The 15,941-nt window shown below is 51.6% G+C and carries 16 protein-coding genes; 10 read left to right on the plus strand and 6 right to left on the minus strand.

Going from position 1 to position 15,941, the window contains the following annotated elements; genetic code table 11:
• Nucleotide 1 precedes the first annotated feature (1 nt).
• Genes B5D58_RS07250 through B5D58_RS07265 form a run of 4 tightly spaced genes read right to left on the minus strand, consistent with a single transcriptional unit; the run spans nucleotide 2 to nucleotide 2,793 of the window.
• Nucleotides 2-958, minus strand: a complete 957-nt coding sequence (locus B5D58_RS07250) for a beta-ketoacyl-ACP synthase III (protein ID WP_011112203.1) — start codon at nucleotides 956-958, stop codon at nucleotides 2-4.
• Between the two features lie 8 nt (nucleotides 959-966).
• The gene (plsX, locus tag B5D58_RS07255) at nucleotides 967-2,013 is read right to left on the minus strand and encodes a phosphate acyltransferase PlsX (RefSeq protein WP_011112202.1); all 1,047 of its coding nucleotides are present in this window, start codon (nucleotides 2,011-2,013) and stop codon (nucleotides 967-969) included.
• A gap of 50 nt (nucleotides 2,014-2,063) precedes the next feature.
• On the minus strand, nucleotides 2,064-2,246 hold the full coding sequence (rpmF, locus tag B5D58_RS07260; protein ID WP_011112201.1) for a 50S ribosomal protein L32: 183 nt from the start codon (nucleotides 2,244-2,246) through the stop codon (nucleotides 2,064-2,066).
• A gap of 40 nt (nucleotides 2,247-2,286) precedes the next feature.
• Nucleotides 2,287-2,793, minus strand: coding sequence for a YceD family protein (locus B5D58_RS07265; RefSeq protein WP_011112200.1), 507 nt, complete (start codon nucleotides 2,791-2,793; stop codon nucleotides 2,287-2,289).
• 68 nt (nucleotides 2,794-2,861) lie between these two features.
• Here B5D58_RS07265 and B5D58_RS07270 point away from each other — a divergent pair, with 68 nt between their 5' ends.
• The 9 genes from B5D58_RS07270 to B5D58_RS07310 all read left to right on the plus strand — a co-directional run bounded on the left by B5D58_RS07270 (nucleotide 2,862) and on the right by B5D58_RS07310 (nucleotide 13,421).
• Complete coding sequence (locus tag B5D58_RS07270; RefSeq protein WP_011112199.1) at nucleotides 2,862-3,458, plus strand: Maf family protein; 597 nt, start codon at nucleotides 2,862-2,864, stop codon at nucleotides 3,456-3,458.
• Nucleotides 3,459-3,613: 155 nt separating this feature from the next.
• The gene (locus tag B5D58_RS07275) at nucleotides 3,614-3,985 is read left to right on the plus strand and encodes a hypothetical protein (protein ID WP_011112198.1); all 372 of its coding nucleotides are present in this window, start codon (nucleotides 3,614-3,616) and stop codon (nucleotides 3,983-3,985) included.
• A 105-nt stretch (nucleotides 3,986-4,090) separates the two neighbouring features.
• Nucleotides 4,091-5,497: a TolC family protein gene (locus B5D58_RS07280; RefSeq protein ID WP_011112197.1), complete on the plus strand. Its 1,407-nt coding sequence runs from the start codon at nucleotides 4,091-4,093 to the stop codon at nucleotides 5,495-5,497.
• Nucleotides 5,494-6,987 carry an efflux RND transporter periplasmic adaptor subunit gene (locus B5D58_RS07285; protein ID WP_011112196.1) on the plus strand — a complete coding sequence of 498 codons (1,494 nt, stop codon included), beginning with the start codon at nucleotides 5,494-5,496 and terminating at the stop codon, nucleotides 6,985-6,987. Before B5D58_RS07280 ends, B5D58_RS07285 begins: the two co-directional genes overlap by 4 nt.
• A gap of 104 nt (nucleotides 6,988-7,091) precedes the next feature.
• Entirely contained in the window at nucleotides 7,092-10,310 is a 3,219-nt protein-coding gene (locus B5D58_RS07290; RefSeq protein WP_011112195.1) for an efflux RND transporter permease subunit, read from the plus strand.
• Between the two features lie 358 nt (nucleotides 10,311-10,668).
• Entirely contained in the window at nucleotides 10,669-11,094 is a 426-nt protein-coding gene (locus B5D58_RS07295; protein ID WP_041356795.1) for a hypothetical protein, read from the plus strand.
• Between the two features lie 5 nt (nucleotides 11,095-11,099).
• Nucleotides 11,100-11,411: an HPr-rel-A system PqqD family peptide chaperone gene (locus B5D58_RS07300; protein WP_234989030.1), complete on the plus strand. Its 312-nt coding sequence runs from the start codon at nucleotides 11,100-11,102 to the stop codon at nucleotides 11,409-11,411.
• Nucleotides 11,408-12,316, plus strand: a complete 909-nt coding sequence (locus B5D58_RS07305) for an HprK-related kinase A (RefSeq protein WP_011112192.1) — start codon at nucleotides 11,408-11,410, stop codon at nucleotides 12,314-12,316. Before B5D58_RS07300 ends, B5D58_RS07305 begins: the two co-directional genes overlap by 4 nt.
• Nucleotides 12,309-13,421 carry a nucleotidyltransferase domain-containing protein gene (locus B5D58_RS07310; RefSeq protein WP_011112191.1) on the plus strand — a complete coding sequence of 371 codons (1,113 nt, stop codon included), beginning with the start codon at nucleotides 12,309-12,311 and terminating at the stop codon, nucleotides 13,419-13,421. The genes B5D58_RS07305 and B5D58_RS07310 overlap by 8 nt, the downstream gene beginning before the upstream one ends.
• On the opposite strand, the gene mgtE is transcribed toward B5D58_RS07310, so the two are convergent.
• Complete coding sequence (gene mgtE / locus B5D58_RS07315) at nucleotides 13,413-14,843, minus strand: magnesium transporter (protein WP_011112190.1); 1,431 nt, start codon at nucleotides 14,841-14,843, stop codon at nucleotides 13,413-13,415. The two genes, B5D58_RS07310 and mgtE, sit on opposite strands and share 9 nt — an antisense overlap.
• Nucleotides 14,844-15,345: 502 nt before the next feature.
• Between mgtE and B5D58_RS07325 the strand changes: the two genes are divergently transcribed.
• Nucleotides 15,346-15,624 (plus strand): hypothetical protein, encoded by a 279-nt coding sequence (locus B5D58_RS07325; RefSeq protein WP_041356794.1) that lies wholly within the window; start codon nucleotides 15,346-15,348, stop codon nucleotides 15,622-15,624.
• On the opposite strand, the gene B5D58_RS07330 is transcribed toward B5D58_RS07325, so the two are convergent.
• On the minus strand, nucleotides 15,611-15,941 hold a 331-nt coding region (locus B5D58_RS07330), incomplete at its 5' end, for a transposase (protein ID WP_143779556.1). The two genes, B5D58_RS07325 and B5D58_RS07330, sit on opposite strands and share 14 nt — an antisense overlap.

Below are 15,941 nucleotides of genomic sequence, written 5' to 3' on the forward strand. Positions count from 1 at the left end.
TTTACCAGCGTACCAGAACTGATCCCCAGGTGAATCCTCCTCCTACACCTTCCAGCACGATATGCTGGTCCGGTTGGATACGACCGTCACGTACTGCCTGGTCGAGTGCCAGTGGAACGGAAGCAGCCGAGGTGTTGCCGTGTTGTGAAACCGTTGCTACCACTTTTTCTTCAGGGATACCCAGTTTCTTTGCTGTCGAGGTAATGATGCGAATATTGGCCTGATGTGGAATCAGCCAGTCGATATCGGAAGGTTGCAGCTGATTCGCTTGCAGTGCTTCCAGTGCGGCTTCTTCCAGGACTTTGACCGCGAATTTGAAGACTGTACCGCCTTCCATGGTAATGAAAGGGGTCCCTTGTATTTTACCGGAATGGATCGACGCAGGTGCTGTGAGAACCTGGCTGTAACTCCCATCTGCATGCAGATGGGATGAAAGGATCCCCGGTTTCTGATCACGAGTGAGAATCACTGCTCCTGCACCGTCACCAAACAGGACACAGGTACTGCGGTCGTTCCAGTCCATGATACGAGAGTAGACTTCAGCACCAACAACCAGCGCATTACGCGCTTTCCCGGAGCTGACAAACATGTCTGCCGTGGCCAGTGCATAAATGAATCCGCTGCAGACAGCCTGCACATCAAAGGCCGGCCCGTTGGACATACCAAGCTTGTTCTGCAGAATACAGGCTGTGCTTGGAAAGATCATGTCCGGTGTCGTCGTTGCGACGATGATCAGATCGATGTCCTTTGCCTGGATATCTGCAGCCTCAATGGCATTCCGGCTCGCTTCCAGCGCAAGATCACTTGCCATCTGGCCTTCTGCAGCAATATGCCGTCGTTCGATACCGGTACGCGTCCGTATCCATTCATCGCTGGTATCAACCATCGATTCGAGGTCCTGATTGGTCAGAACTTTCTCCGGCAGGTAACTGCCGGTGCCAATGATCCGTGAATACATGGTCATGTTCACTCTATCGATACCGGTTGTGCGATGTTTTGTTCAATATTGTTTCGCAATGTCTCAATATGCTCGACGATGTTCCGTAACGTGCCACCACGTACTTCTTCTACCGCACGCCTGATGGCACAGCGGAAGGCGTAGCTGTCGGCTGATCCGTGACTTTTGATGACAACACCCCGTAACCCCAGCAGACTCGCTCCATTATACTGGCGGTGATCAACCCGCCGCCTGAAGGCATTGATCACCGGTAAGGCCACCAGTCCTGCCAGCCTGCTGAATAAGGAACGCCTGAACTCTTCACGCAGGTAACTTGCCAGCATTTGAGCCAGCCCTTCCGAAGTTTTGAGTGCGACATTGCCGACAAAGCCGTCGCATACTACTACATTGGTCGTCCCGCGGTAAATGTCATCCCCCTCGATGTTGCCATAAAAGTTCAAACCGCTGGAACGAAACAACTCTGCTGCCCGCTTGACTACATCATTACCTTTGATGTCTTCCTCACCAACGTTCAGCAGGCCGATACTTGGATTGGGTTTGTTCTCGACTGACGAAACCAGTGTTGCTCCCATTATGCCAAACTGAAGCAAATGTTCAGCTGTACAGTTTACGTTTGCTCCCAGATCCAGCACGTAGGTATGCCCTGAAATGGTTGGAAGGATAACTGCCAGTGCGGGTCGGTCTATTCCCGGGATGGTTTTGAGCACAAATCGGGAAGTGGCCAGTAATGCGCCTGTATTTCCTGCACTGATGCATGCCTGTGCTTCACCACTTTTAATCAGGTTGAGTGCTACACGCATCGAAGAATCTTTCTTGTTGCGCAAGGCAACAGCCGGGTGTTCATCCATGCCGACGACTTCGTTCGCCGGGTGTAATCTGAGCCGCGAGCCGGGCGATACCTTAAGCGCATCCAATTCTCTAGAAATGACCTCGGGTTTACCAACCAGAATAATGTTGGTTTCGCAGTCGTGATGCATGTATTCAACAGCTGATGGAACTGTGATATGCGGACCGTGATCGCCACCCATGCAATCAATTGCTACCGTTATATTCACTTGTCAAGAAGGATCTGACAGCAGGGCTAATGCAGTATGGGCAGGTACCATCAATCGTCGTTTTTGGTTTTGATTACTTTTTTGCCGCGATAATACCCGTTCGGGCTGATGTGATGCCGTAAATGGATTTCCCCGGTAGTGGGTTCGATCGCGAGCGGAGGATTGGTCAGCGCATCGTGAGAGCGATGCATCCCGCGCTTGGAGGGGGATTTTTTGTTTTGTTGTACAGCCATGTTTAACTCCAGAGTAAAAACGACTTATAAAAGTACCGGTTCAATGTGATTGCTTCAGTGACGCCAACACGGTAAAAGGATGTTCTTTTACGGCGGCTTCATGTATTCCGGTTCCAGTTGACGGGTGACACCCGGCGGTATCTTCATGACGAGGGGAAACCGGCAGGCTCAGAATCACTTCATCCTCTATCAAAGCCAGAATATCGAGTTCATTCGAAGCATAAATCGCATCCACAAACATATCTTCGTCATAACGTGACAACTCATCCTCGTTTCGGGCCAGAAGCAGTGCTGTCTTCACATCGAGTGTGTATTCGATCTTTTCCAGACAGCGTTGGCAACTCAAGTCGATGATTCCGTTGACTGACATTTTCAGCAGCGGCCTGTCACGTTCATCCAGTAATCCGGTGACCAGATAAGCCAATTCTCCCGCTGAGTTTGTCAGATAATCTCTTAGACGCTCAAGATTGAGCAGGGGGACATTTCCCTGAAGTGATTTGCCACTGCGGACAAAATCCAGTGCATCTATGACAAGTTGGTCGAACATAAGGCGCGCATGTTATATTTTTTATAATAAAGTGTCAAAATCACAAATCGGCATATTACTATAATATTTTGAAAAATCGCACGAATTACCCTCCGCTTATACTGGGTTCCAGCTCGGTTTACCGGTGTGAACTGCTGCAGCGTCTGCAGATACCTTTTGAAACCGCAAGTCCGGCCGTCGACGAGTTTGCTTTGCCTGGGGAAGCGCCTGGGACAACTGCGTTGCGTTTGGCAAAAGAAAAGGCACATGCGGTAGCAAAGCTGTTTCCTGATGCACTTATCATCACAGCAGATCAGGTTGCAGCCCTGGGGGAAATACAACTGGGCAAACCATTGAGTCATGAAAATGCTGTCCAACAACTCCGTTTGATGCGTGGCAGGGAAGTCATCTTTCATTCGGCACTATGCCTGTTCAACAGTCGTACAACCCGTCTGCAGGCGCGTGTCATACCGTGTTCGGTAAAGTATCGCGAGTTGAGCGACAGTCAGATCGAGCACTATCTTGCAAAGGAACAACCTTACCATTGTGCCGGCAGTGCAAAAGCGGAAGGTCTGGGGATCGCTCTGATTGAACGCATTACCGGGGAAGATCCTAACGCGCTGATCGGACTGCCGCTGATAGCATTGGTGGAGATGTTGATGGAGGAGGAGGTGGAACTGTTTTAGCGTTGCCAATCCTCTGTCCAAATGCTGAACCATTTTCCCTATTTTTCCATCTGGCTGTGGAATGGCCGGAATCCGTATTTTCATGTTACATTGCAGCAGCCCAATGTAGATACCTGTCGCTGTTTTCCAGATGAATAAACTTTCCGTTGGTGATAATGAATAAACCTTCCTCTGCCAGGCTGATCATTCTGGCATTTCTTGTCAGCATGCTGACAAATACGTTCGGATGGTCATTCAATGGTAAGGTGTTCACGCATGAACTGGCGCATCATCATTACAGGGAGTTGTTTCTGATGTATCCCGATGCGCATCTTGAGCTGCACCACGCGCTTGATGACAGTGTTGATCTGGATGCCGCTACTCACTTGTGTCTGCACGCTGCCGGCCAGTTTCAACCGTTTTACCTGCCCGCATCATTGCAGATAAATACTGCTGACGTGAGGGAGATGACACCGGAAATTGCTGACAGCTCTTTTCCGGAAACGATTCCCGACCGTCTTTACCACCCTCCCCGATTACTTTCCTGATCCAGTCCTGGCTGGCTGAAACTGCAGCAGAGCCGGGTAGCCACCGGGTTGGCCGTTCGGCAATCCGGTTTATTCGCTGTGTCACGTTCGACGTGTTTTCACAGCATGACTTCGTTATCAATCATCATGATGGAATATCAGGTAGAAAGAAGACCCGGGTCATTTCACCAGGGGGGGGCGATATTTTTCCTGGCGTTCGTACTGACAGGAATGATGTCTATCCAGAATTATGGCGTGGCGCTCGCAAATGCTGCAGCGCCGACCGCGGATGTACAGGCAGGTGGTATCAGTGAAAAAGGGGATCTTACCTTGCGACAGGTGCTGCAACTGGTTTTGCAGAATAACCCTGAGTTATCCGCTTTTTCCAGAGAAATAGCCGCTCATGAAGGTACGAAATTACAGGCCGGTCTGTTCAATAATCCGGAGTTCAGTATCGAAGCGGAAGACATCAACTCTTCCAATAGTGCCATTCAGAAATTTGCGACTTTCCGTATCAGTCAGTTGATTGAACTTGGCGGTAAGCGGCCGGCCCGGGTGAATGTAGCAACGCTTGGGCAGGAACTGGCCGATCAGGCTCATGCCGCCAAACGGTTGGAAATCATTGCACGTACCGCCAGTGCCTTTGTCGATGTGCTGGAAAATCAGGCGCAGGTGAGTGTAATGGACGATACCTTGCATCTGGTCCAGGTTGCGATGGAGACGGTGGTTAAACGGGTCGAAGCCGGGAAAGCACCGCCCATGGAGGCAATTCGTTCGAAAGTTGCGCTATCCACTGCAAGCATCGAGCTGGAACAGGCCCGGCGCAGCCTGTCAGCCGCCAGAACGAAGCTCGCCTTACTTTGGGGTGAAGCAGAACCTCGATTCGACCGGGTGCTGGGAGAACTGGAATCATTCGTCGAGATACCGGAGTTTGATCAGCTGGTAAAGCGCCTCGAAGAAAACCCGGTCGTGCGGCAAAGTCTCAAGAATGTTGCACAACGCGAGGCGATGGTCGAGCTGGAAAAAGCGAGGAAAATTCCTGATATAACGGTCGATGCGGGTATTCGGCGTTATCTGGGAACGGATGATACTACTGCCGTGGTGGGGATGTCGATTCCCATTCCGATTTTTAACCGTAATCAGGGGAATGAGCTGGAAGCTCGCCAGCGCCTGAACAAGGCAATGGATGAACGGATGTCGGTCGAATTGCAGCTCAGGACTGAGTTTGTACGTAACTACGAGAGTCTGCTGGCAGCCCGGAATGAAATCAGGGTGTTACATGATGCAGTGCTGCCGGGTGCACAGAATGCCTTCGAGATCACCAACCGGGGGTATCAACTGGGCAAATTCAGTTTTCTGGAAATGCTGGATGCTCAGCGTACTTTTTTTCAGAATCGCATTCTTTATGTGCGGGCGCTGGCCAATTATCAGCGCCTGGTCAACACGATCGAGCAGTTGATTGCAGCACCGCTTGCTGATTCAGCTACGGATTCAACGAGACTCAACAATCAAGGGAAGGAGCATAATCAATGAACGTTACCGGACGGTTACCCATCGTAGCGGTTATTCTGGCCGGTATCCTGCTGGGAACATGGCTGCTGATCGGCGGATCCGGATTGCCGGATATCGTAGAGCGATTTTCTTCTGCGGAGCCGGAAACTGAATCCGGATCAGCAACCGGATCCAGGGGCGGGGAATTATTTACGAAAGACGATTTGAGCCTGGAACTGATCATCCATGAAGAGGGTGTGTTTCCACACTTCAGAATCTATCCATACTGGCAGAAGCAATCCTTGTCACCCGCAGAGATGAAGGTAACGGTGGCATTGTCACGCCTTGGCAGGCCGGCGCAACTGTTTCATTTCCGGCCGGAAAGCGACTATCTGATCAGTGACCAGGAAGTGGAAGAGCCGCATTCTTTCGAATTGGTCGTCGCTGCTGAGTATCAGGGCAAGGCCTATCGCTGGAATCACAGCCAGGTCGAGGCACGAGTGGAAATGTCCGATACGATGATGCAAAGCAGCGATATCGAGCTGGCCACGGCCGGTCCTGCTGTCATCCGCTCGGAGATTACCCTGCCGGGTGAAATCATCTTCAATGAACATAATATTGTGCATGTAGTTCCTCGTCTGCCCGGTATGGTGGTGTCTATCAAACGCCACCACGGGCAGCGGGTGAAAAAAGGTGAGGTGCTTGCTGTCATGGAAAGCGCCATGCTGGCTGATCTGCACAGCCAGTACCTGCTTGCCCGCAGGCGACAAACATTGGCGCAAACGATTTATGATCGGGAAGAACAGTTATGGCGGGAGAAGATTACTGCCAGACAGGATTACCTCACTGCCCGGCAGCAGCGGGAAGAAGCCAGTATTACCACCCAGCTGGCGGCTGAACGTTTGCTGGCACTGGGTGTGCAGCCGAAATCCGATTTATCCGGGAAAAATCTTGCCCGTTATGAAATCCGCTCTCCCATTTCCGGAATTGTCATCGATGAAGCGATCGTTACCGGAGAAGTCGTCAAGGAGGATAAAACGGCATTTATCATCGCCGACATTTCCACGATCTGGGCGGCTGTCAGGGTTTTTCCCGGCAATCTGCACCAGGTTCATGTGGGCCAGCGTGCCGTCATCCGGGCAAATGCCTATGATCTGACGCGGGAGGGAGAAGTCACCTATGTGACGACGCTGCTCGACGAACAGACTCGTACAGCGGTTGCACGGGTGCAGCTCGATAATCAGGATGAACGATGGCGGCCTGGCATGTTCGTCAAAGCTGATTTGCAGACCGAAGCAGCCGAAGTTCCGGTGGCAGTATCGCTGGAAGCGATTCAGACAATCGGTGACCAGTCAGTCGTATTTGGCCGTTATGGCGATTATTTCGAAATGCGTCCGCTCAAACTGGGGCGCAGTGATAACCGGATGGCCGAGGTGATCGAAGGTTTGTTCGCAGGCGAGCGTTATGCCGTAAGTAACAGTTTCATCATCAAGTCAGAGCTGGGTAAAGCAGGAGCCGCGCATGATCACTGAGGAAATACCGGTTGATCTTCCGTGCTGCCCGATTATTGTGTTTACCAGTCTGATTTCTTTTTGTTCTGCTGGCTGCTACCGTGATCTGGTCGGGGAGGTCACTCATGTTTGAACGTATGCTTGCAGCAGTGATCCGGCATCGTGGACTGGTCATGCTGGCAGTGCTGGCGATGGCGGCACTGGGTTTGTACAGCTACCAGAAACTGCCGATTGATGCCGTGCCCGATATTACCAATGTGCAGGTGCAGATCAACACCGCAGCGCCAGGTTATTCACCCATGGAAGTCGAGCAGCGCATCACTTTCCCGGTTGAAACCATCATGGCAGGGTTGCCCGGGCTGGATTACACGCGCTCATTATCGCGGTATGGATTATCCCAGGTGACGGTAGTATTCCGGGAAGGAACAGATATTTATTTTGCCCGACAACTGGTTAGTCAGCGTATTCAGGAAGCGAGGGGGCAATTGCCTGCCGGTATCGAACCTGAAATGGGGCCGATTTCCACCGGACTGGGCGAGATATTCATGTGGATAGTCGAAAGTATTCCGGACGCACGCAAACCAGATGGAACTGCCTACACGTCTACTGATCTGCGCGAAATCCAGGACTGGATCATTCGGCCGCAATTACGCATGGTGGAAGGCGTGACCGAAGTCAACACCATCGGCGGGTTCGTCAAACAGTACCACGTTACTCCCTACCCGGAAAAACTCGTCGCTTACGGATTGACGCTGCAGGAAATCGTGGCGGCGCTCGAGCGTAACAATCTTAATCTGGGGGCAGGTTACATCGAAAAACGGGGCGAGCAGTATCTGGTACGTTTGCCCGGCCAGGTCAGCAATCTGGATGAAATCGGTGAGATTACGCTGGGCAGCAGGCAGGGAACTCCGTTACGCATCAAGGATGTGGCCGATATACTGATTGGCAAGGAATTACGTACAGGTGCTGCCACCCGTAATGGTGAAGAGACGGTATTGGGAACCGCCCTTATGCTGATCGGGGAAAACAGTCGTACCGTGGCCCATGCGGTTGCCGGGAAACTGACGGAAATCGGCCGCTCACTGCCGGCTGGGGTGGTGGTCGTTCCTGTTTATGATCGAACCACACTGATCGACGGCACGATTCATACCGTTTCCAGCAATCTGATCGAAGGCGCCGCGCTCGTCATCGTCGTACTGTTCCTGTTTCTCGGTAATTTTCGTGCGGCGGTGATCGCGGCACTCGTCATCCCGCTGTCGATGCTGTTTACATTCAGCGGCATGGTCGTCAATCATGTCAGTGCCAACCTGATGAGTCTGGGGGCGCTGGATTTTGGCATCATCGTCGATGGTGTCATCGTCATCATCGAGAACAGCATCCGCTGTTTTGCGCAGGAACAGGCAAGGCTGGGGCGGGCATTGAGCCGGGAAGAACGGCTGAAGCTGGTGTTTACAGCCACGCAACAGGTACGGCGCGCGCTGATTTACGGACAGATGATCATCATGATTGTCTATCTGCCGATTTTTGCGCTGTCTGGCGTGGAAGGCAAAATGTTTCATCCCATGGCATTTACCGTGGTGGTAGCATTACTGGGTGCGCTGATTCTGTCAGTCACTTTCGTGCCGGCAGCCGTTGCCCTGTTTCTGACCGGCGAAGTGGCAGATGAAGAAAGCCGGATCGTCGTATGGTGTAAACGTTTCTACCAGCCGATGCTGGTGGTGGTGATGCGTAATCAGGGCCTGACTATCACCGTTGCCGCAGTGGTAATGGGGTTATCAGTGTTGCTCGCTACACGTCTGGGCAGTGAATTTGTACCCAGCCTGAATGAGGGTGATATTGCACTGCACGCAATTCGTATTCCCGGTACCAGCCTTTCCACTGCCATTGCCATGCAGGGGGAACTGGAAAAAGTGATTCAGTCGTTTCCGGAAGTGGAGCAGGTATTCAGCAAAATTGGAACGGCCGAGGTTGCGACCGACCCAATGCCACCCAGCGTAGCGGATATCTTTGTCACGCTCAGGCCGCAATCGGAGTGGTCTGAACAGTACCGGACCAAAGATGAACTGATTGTTGCAATGGAGAAAGCGGTGTTGCAAGTTCCGGGTAACAACTATGAATTTACTCAGCCGATCGAAATGCGCTTCAATGAGCTGATTTCAGGAGTACGTGCCGATGTCGCCATCAAGGTATTCGGTGATGATCTGGATAAGCTGCTTGCCCTGGGGGAGGATATCGAAGCACTGGTTGCAACCGTGCCAGGCGCTGCGGATGTGAAAGTGGAACAGGTGACCGGATTACCAGTGTTATCCATCCGGGCCGATCGTGCCAATATTTCGCGTTATGGGCTGAATGTTGCCGATGTGCAGGATGCAGTGGCTATCGCAGTGGGGGGTAAAAGTGCCGGGTTGATTTTCGAAGGGGATCGCCGTTTTGAATTGCAGGTGCGTCTGCCTGAATCGTTGCGGGCCGATATTGAAGCGTTGCGTTATTTACCCCTTGGTTTGCCGGTTCAACCTGGCACACAGGGAGGATTGCTGGCCGGACAATTGCCGCTGGCTGGCTCAACCGCTTTTGTGACGCTGGGTGAGGTGGCTGATTTCAGAATCATGCAGGGGCCGAACCAGATCAGCCGCGAGAATGGCAAGCGTCGAGTGGTGGTGACGGCTAATGTGCGAGGGCGTGATCTGGGCTCCTTCGTCAGAGAAGTACAAACGCTGGTCAATGAAAAAATTCGGATTCCACCGGGTTACTGGCTGGTGTGGGGCGGTCAGTTCGAACAAATGATTTCAGCGGCGGAACGTTTGCAGATCGTGATACCGGTTGCGCTGGTATTGATTTTTATGATGCTTTATACCGTATTCGGCAATTTCCGGGATGGGTTGCTGGTATTCACCGGTGTGCCGTTCGCGCTGACGGGAGGGGTGTTGGCGCTATGGCTGCGTGACATTCCGCTGTCCATTTCAGCCGGGGTTGGATTCATTGCGCTGTCAGGAATCGCAGTGCTCAACGGGCTGGTCATGCTGACTTTCATCCGCGAATTACGCCAGGAAGGCCGCGCCCTGGTGGATGCCGTACAAATTGGTGCGCTCACAAGATTGCGCCCGGTGCTGATGACAGCGCTCACCGATGCTGTCGGGTTCATTCCCATGGCACTGGCAACTGGTCTTGGCGCTGAGGTACAGCGTCCGCTGGCCACGGTCGTGATTGGTGGTATCCTTTCTTCAACGATTCTGACATTGCTGGTATTGCCCGTGTTGTATTACGTGTTTTACAAACGCCAGGAAGAGGATGGAAAGAGTTATCAGGAAAAAACGGAGATGCTGCCGGATGCGAACATTCCATGAGGATTTCGGCCGCGTCGGAATTTTTTCCACTTTCTGCCGTTGTGCAATGGCCGAATGAGCTGAGTCAGGGATAATCGGGAATTGTAGTGGTACAGAGCGTTCTTTTCCCGGCGAGCGGGCAGATGCTATGAGACAATGAATGTCGAATAATTTTACACTTTTGTGGATTACTGATCAGCCATGGCCGGGAGTGGTTTTTATCTTCATGTTTTTTATGGTATTAAATTATTCTTTACGGTATGGTACGAAATATGCATGTTAAAAGTACAACAGCAGACTTTATTGGCTTCCTGTTGTTATACTGGCGATATTTTATTTCCCTAAGTTTTGTATGTTTTTTACATGAAAGGTGATTAACGTGACAGAAGAAAAAATTCAGGGACAAACAGCTGCTGCTCCTCAGCCGGCGCGCAGGCGATTGCTCAAGAGCACGGTCGCCATTCCGGTCATCATGACGCTGCATAGTGGCGCTGCGCTGGCGCGGACGAGTAATCTCGCTGGGCCAGTTGAAGTTGGTGACGCAGTCAAATTTAATACTGGTGAACGAGAACAGCTTGTGTGTGTTAATTCGGGAGATGGGCCATTGGATGGTGGTCCAACTTATGACTTGGGGAAAACTCCTACTGCCGATTTTGCTCCACTTTATGATTTAGATGGTAATCCAATGGATTTAGAGGGGCAGGCAGCAGCGTGCCGCGAGGGGGGGGCAGGTATTTTAATTTCGGCTGCAGCTTACACTTCTCTCCAAGGTAATGGGTTTCTTGGTAATCTTCCTCCTCTTTGATATGGGTGAATAATTTAATCTCTGGATTTGATGGTATTTATTGGTATCCAAACAGCTCGTTACTACGTATAGAAGAATGGGATGGAGAGTTTACCGTTTTCCAGCCAGAATCCGGTAAGACCCATTTCCTGAATGAGATGGGGTTGCGAATCCTCACGGTACTTGATCGATCTCCCGCTACGTTGGAAGCAATCTGCCAAGAATTATCAGCGTATTTTTCATTGCAGCTTGATGCGCAATTTCCCGGACAAATCATCAGGACCTTGCAGCGCTACGAAGCACTTGGTTTGATCACACGGGTAAAAGAAAACGAGTGAAGGTTGAGCAACTTTCGCTGGATATATTCCATACATTGATTACCGGGTCGGGTCTGCGTGTAAAAGCGGGGCCATTCAATTTATCTATCCAGACCTGCTTACCCTCACTCATCGACCAGCTCTACCGGATGTATTCCCACTATTCGCTGGTGGATGAAACAGAAATTGCTGAATTTCATGTTCGAATAATTCCTAAACATTCGATCAGACGCCCGCTTGCCCAGTTCATTCAGTTCCAAATCGATGGCCGATCTCCGTTTCCGCCTGTGCCGGCAAAGCAGGCGTTGGCAACACTGGAATGGGGCATCAATCTGGCGATTGCCATGCGTATCAATCATCTGTTGCTGTTTCATTCTGCTGCCGTGGAGCGCAATGGCCATGTACTGTTGCTGCCAGCCTGGCCAGGCAGCGGCAAGACAACCTTGTGCACGGCACTGATTCACCGTGGCTATCGGCTGTTTTCCGATGAATTTGGGTTGATGGATCCGCAGTCGGGTGAATTTTTTCCGCTACCCCGGTTGATGCCGCTCAAAAATCAATCGATCGGGGTGATTCGTGATTATCTGCCGGAAGCAGTGCTGGGGCCGGAAATACCGGGTACATTGAAAGGAACGGTTGCCCATGTGCGCCCGCCGCAGGAAAGTATCGAACGGGCGGATGAAACTGCGAAACCACGCTGGATCGTTTTTCCGAAATGGTCAGCGGGTGCTGCTTTGCGGTTGGAATCTTTGCCGCAATCCGAGGCGTTTCTGTTGCTGGCAACCAATGCATTCAATTACGAAGTGCTGGGAGAAACCGCATTTGATGCGGTAACCAGTCTGGTTCGTAACTGTGAGTGCCGCAAACTGGTTTATTCCGATTTCGATAGCGCTTTGGCCGCGCTGGATGAACTGACCGATGGCTAAGGTTGATACCAGGCCAGATCATCACCGGTTGCTGCTGGAAACGATCGTTCAGCCTGCTTCCCTGACCGGATACGACAATCGGCAATGGGAATTACTACTGCGGCTGGCGAGACGGGCGCAGCTATCCGGCTACCTTGCAGCCAAACTGGAAAAAGACGGGTTGCTGGATAGTATTCCGGCCCGTGCTTCCAATCTGTTGCGCTCTAGCTTAATTCAGGCAAGAAAACAGCAGCAATCGGTCAGCTGGGAGCTGAACCGGGTGATGTGGGCGCTGGATGGCCAGGAGATCCCGGTTATCGTCCTCAAAGGAATGGCATATCTGTTGCAGGATCTGCCGAATGCTCCGGGGCGCATGTTTGCTGACCTGGATTTGCTGGTGTCGAAAGAGAATCTGGGTCAGATCGAATCCAGCCTGCTGAAGAAAGGCTGGCAGCATCATGCACTGACCGATTACGATGAGCGTTACTATCGTGAGTGGAGTCATGAAATTCCCGCATTGGTGCATCCTGAACGCAGTGTTGAAGTGGATGTTCACCATACACTTTCTTCACCGTTGGGCAAGCTGAAGATCGATCCACTGCCATTCCGGGAAGCAGCAGTCAAAGTGAAAGATGCAGGTATTTATGTGTTGAGCCCGGAAGATATGGTGCTGCATTGTGCAGTCAACCTGTTTCAGAACAACGAGCTGGCCGACGATCTGCGGCATCTGCTCGATTTTCACGAGATGATGCTGTTTTTCAGCAGTCAGCAGCCGTTTTTTCAACAAAAGCTGATCGAGCGCGCTAATCAGCTCGGATTAGGAAATCCGCTGTTTTACAGTTTGTATTTCAGTCGCTTATTGCTGCGATCAGCGATTCCGGATGATCTGGAAAAACAGCTCGATCGGCAACCCGGTTGGCTGGCGCGGCGTGTCATGCATCATTGCGTACCGCTGGCATTACTGCCGCAGCATCCTGATCACCCTTCCAGGATGGCGGGATACGCGCGTATGTGGCTTTACTGGCGCAGCCACTGGCTGCGCATGCCGCTTTACCGTCTGGTACCGCACCTGGCCTATAAGTTTTATCTGTCCGTGTTTCCGGCCAGGGCTGAAACATCAAAGTAGGAATAACGTAGCTAGGCCCAGGAAAATAAAGAAACCGCCACTATCAGTGACGGCAGTGATCAGGACACTGGAGCCGAGGGCAGGATCACGCCCGAACTTCTTGCGTGTCAGCGGGATAAGTACGCCGACGAATGCAGCCAGCAGCAGATTCAGCAGCATGGCGAGTGCCATGACTAGACCCAGTTGCATGTTACGGTAGATGGCGTAGGTGAATAGCCCTACTACACTTCCCCATACGATGCCATTGACGATACCGACACCGATTTCCTTGCTGATCAGTTTCAAGGTGCTGTCCTGATTCACCTGTCCCAGCGCAATGGCCCGAACGATCATGGTGATGGTCTGATTACCGGAATTTCCACCTACCCCCGCTACAATGGGCATCAGCGCAGCAAGTGCAACCAGTTTCTCGATCGAGTTCTCGAATAATCCGATCACGCGAGAAGCAATGAATGCCGTGACCAGGTTGATCGCTAGCCAGGCCCAGCGGTTGCGTACACTTTTCCAGATGGGAGCAAACAGATCTTCTTCTTCGCTCAGACCGGCTTGGCTGCGTGCTTCGAGATCTGCCTTCTCACGCATGAAGTCAATGACTGCGTTGACCGTTACTCGGCCCAGCAGCTTCCCTTCTGAAGAAATGACGGGGGCGGTTACCAGATCGTACCGTTCAAATGCATGAGTGGCTTGTTCAGCCTTATCGTCTGGAAGAAATTTGACCGTGTCGCGCGCCATGACTTCCATCACAGTGGCTTCAGGGTCACTTACCAGCAACTGGTTCAACAGCAAGACTCCCTGCAGTTGTTCAGTACGGTCGACCACGAACAGCTGATCAGTATGATCCGGCAATTCGCCAAGCCGGCGTAAGTAACGCAGCACGACTTCAATGCGCACATCCCCGCGTACGGTAATGACATCGAAATCCATCAGTGCGCCTACCGCATCCTCGGAGTAGGACATAGCGGCACGCAGCTGCTCACGTTCTTCCATAGGCAATGCCTGGAAGACGTCTTCCATGACATCGCTGGGTAAATCAGGGGCCAGATCGGCAATTTCATCCGCGTCCAGTTGTTCTGCCGCAGCAACCAGCTCCTCGCTGTCCATGTCCTCGATCAGCGTTTGGCGAACGGCATCGGAGACTTCGAGCAGTACCTCACCATCCTGCTCGGCCTTGACCAGCCCCCAGATGATCAGCCGATCTTCGAGAGGCAAAGCTTCAAGGATATGGGCGATATCCGCCGGGTGAAGCTTGTCCAGTGCCTGTCGCAGATTGGAGAGATTCTGTTTTTGTATGATCGATTCGATCAGTTCCGGCTCGGGCGTATCCTGCAGACGGACGAAACCTTCGACCAGTTTGTATTTTTGCAGCAGATAGGTGACTTTCTGCAGCTTGTCTTCCAGGTTTTCGTGATTTTCTTCAGTCATGACTGATCGGTAATCGAAGTTGTCGGTCGAGGGTGGTTATACAATCGAACTGGCGAGGCACACACCTGCCACGTGGTTGTCTGATGTCAGAAATACCGTTTAGAAGATGAAAAGAAAAAGATGATTCCGTGAAATTTTTCCGAATGATCGGAATACCGATCGGGGGTATAGCGTTTTTTTCACGGATCCAATCATCGTTGCAGCAGTAAAAAATGCATCTACTGGCTGTAAACGGTATATAAAAGACAGGGAAATCCGGATCAGTCGGAATCGGACCAGCACATTCAGCCTGTATCCGTTTTTCATTTTAGCATGGAATTTTTTACAGAAAAAAGACAGGGCGACGACATGGATGCTTGCGGAGGCGTGGTATTTTCGTTTTTGCAGCTGCGAAGTATAGGGCTATCAACCAGGTCACCACATCACGAAAGAGTCAGGAAAAAGGGGATATGTACGAGGTGACACAGTTACCGCCATTGCGCAAGTAACCCGGGATTCGATTGTGAATATCGTACCTGCACCGGTTGATTCACGTGCTGTATTGTCTGGATACGTGCGTGCCCGGGTCGTTACACCGGAATTGCTGCTTTCACTGGCTGCTGTGGCCGGCAGCATCGGTCAGCAGGTCAGGGAACATGGTTCATTCGCCTGCCTGCCAGCGACTGTGATGGCCAACGTGTGTAACGGTATGTATCTTGCCTCGGAGACGATCCGTCATATCGAGAAAGAACCTTCACTGCATTTCGATGCGGACACTCGGGAAAATCTTAGGGCCTGTTAACACTAATTAGGTGATCTACGATCAGAGCGAAATGGATGAAGAATCGGAAAACTGAATCCAACTTGTCAAAGCGAGAGAAGATTCTTCTGAAACCCTTCAGGCGACGAAACAGCCGTTCCACCTCATTACGCTTTTTGTACATTTCAACATCGTACTCCCAGGGCGACACACGATTTGCTTTTGGTGGCACCACTGGAATCATCCCCAGATCAAGTACCAACTGTCGGGTTTCATCCCCTTCGTACGCTTTATCCATGATCACGTGAGTGTCAGAGAATCCCTTATTCTCCAGGGTTTTCAGCAACTTTCGTCCTTCT

The sequence above is a fragment of the Nitrosomonas europaea genome, from assembly GCF_900167395.1.
Lineage (GTDB): Bacteria > Pseudomonadota > Gammaproteobacteria > Burkholderiales > Nitrosomonadaceae > Nitrosomonas > Nitrosomonas europaea.

Excerpts from the sequence above, each read along its gene's own strand:
- B5D58_RS07250 (WP_011112203.1), bottom strand. The coding sequence starts at position 958 with ATGTATTCACGGATCATTGGCACCGGCAGTTACCTGCCGGAGAAAGTT.
- rpmF (WP_011112201.1), bottom strand. The coding sequence starts at position 2,246 with ATGGCTGTACAACAAAACAAAAAATCCCCCTCCAAGCGCGGGATGCAT.
- B5D58_RS07265 (WP_011112200.1), bottom strand. The coding sequence starts at position 2,793 with ATGTTCGACCAACTTGTCATAGATGCACTGGATTTTGTCCGCAGTGGC.
- B5D58_RS07275 (WP_011112198.1), top strand. The coding sequence starts at position 3,614 with ATGAATAAACCTTCCTCTGCCAGGCTGATCATTCTGGCATTTCTTGTC.
- B5D58_RS07280 (WP_011112197.1), top strand. The coding sequence starts at position 4,091 with ATGACTTCGTTATCAATCATCATGATGGAATATCAGGTAGAAAGAAGA.
- B5D58_RS07285 (WP_011112196.1), top strand. The coding sequence starts at position 5,494 with ATGAACGTTACCGGACGGTTACCCATCGTAGCGGTTATTCTGGCCGGT.
- B5D58_RS07290 (WP_011112195.1), top strand. The coding sequence starts at position 7,092 with ATGTTTGAACGTATGCTTGCAGCAGTGATCCGGCATCGTGGACTGGTC.
- B5D58_RS07310 (WP_011112191.1), top strand. The coding sequence starts at position 12,309 with ATGGCTAAGGTTGATACCAGGCCAGATCATCACCGGTTGCTGCTGGAA.
- mgtE (WP_011112190.1), bottom strand. The coding sequence starts at position 14,843 with ATGACTGAAGAAAATCACGAAAACCTGGAAGACAAGCTGCAGAAAGTC.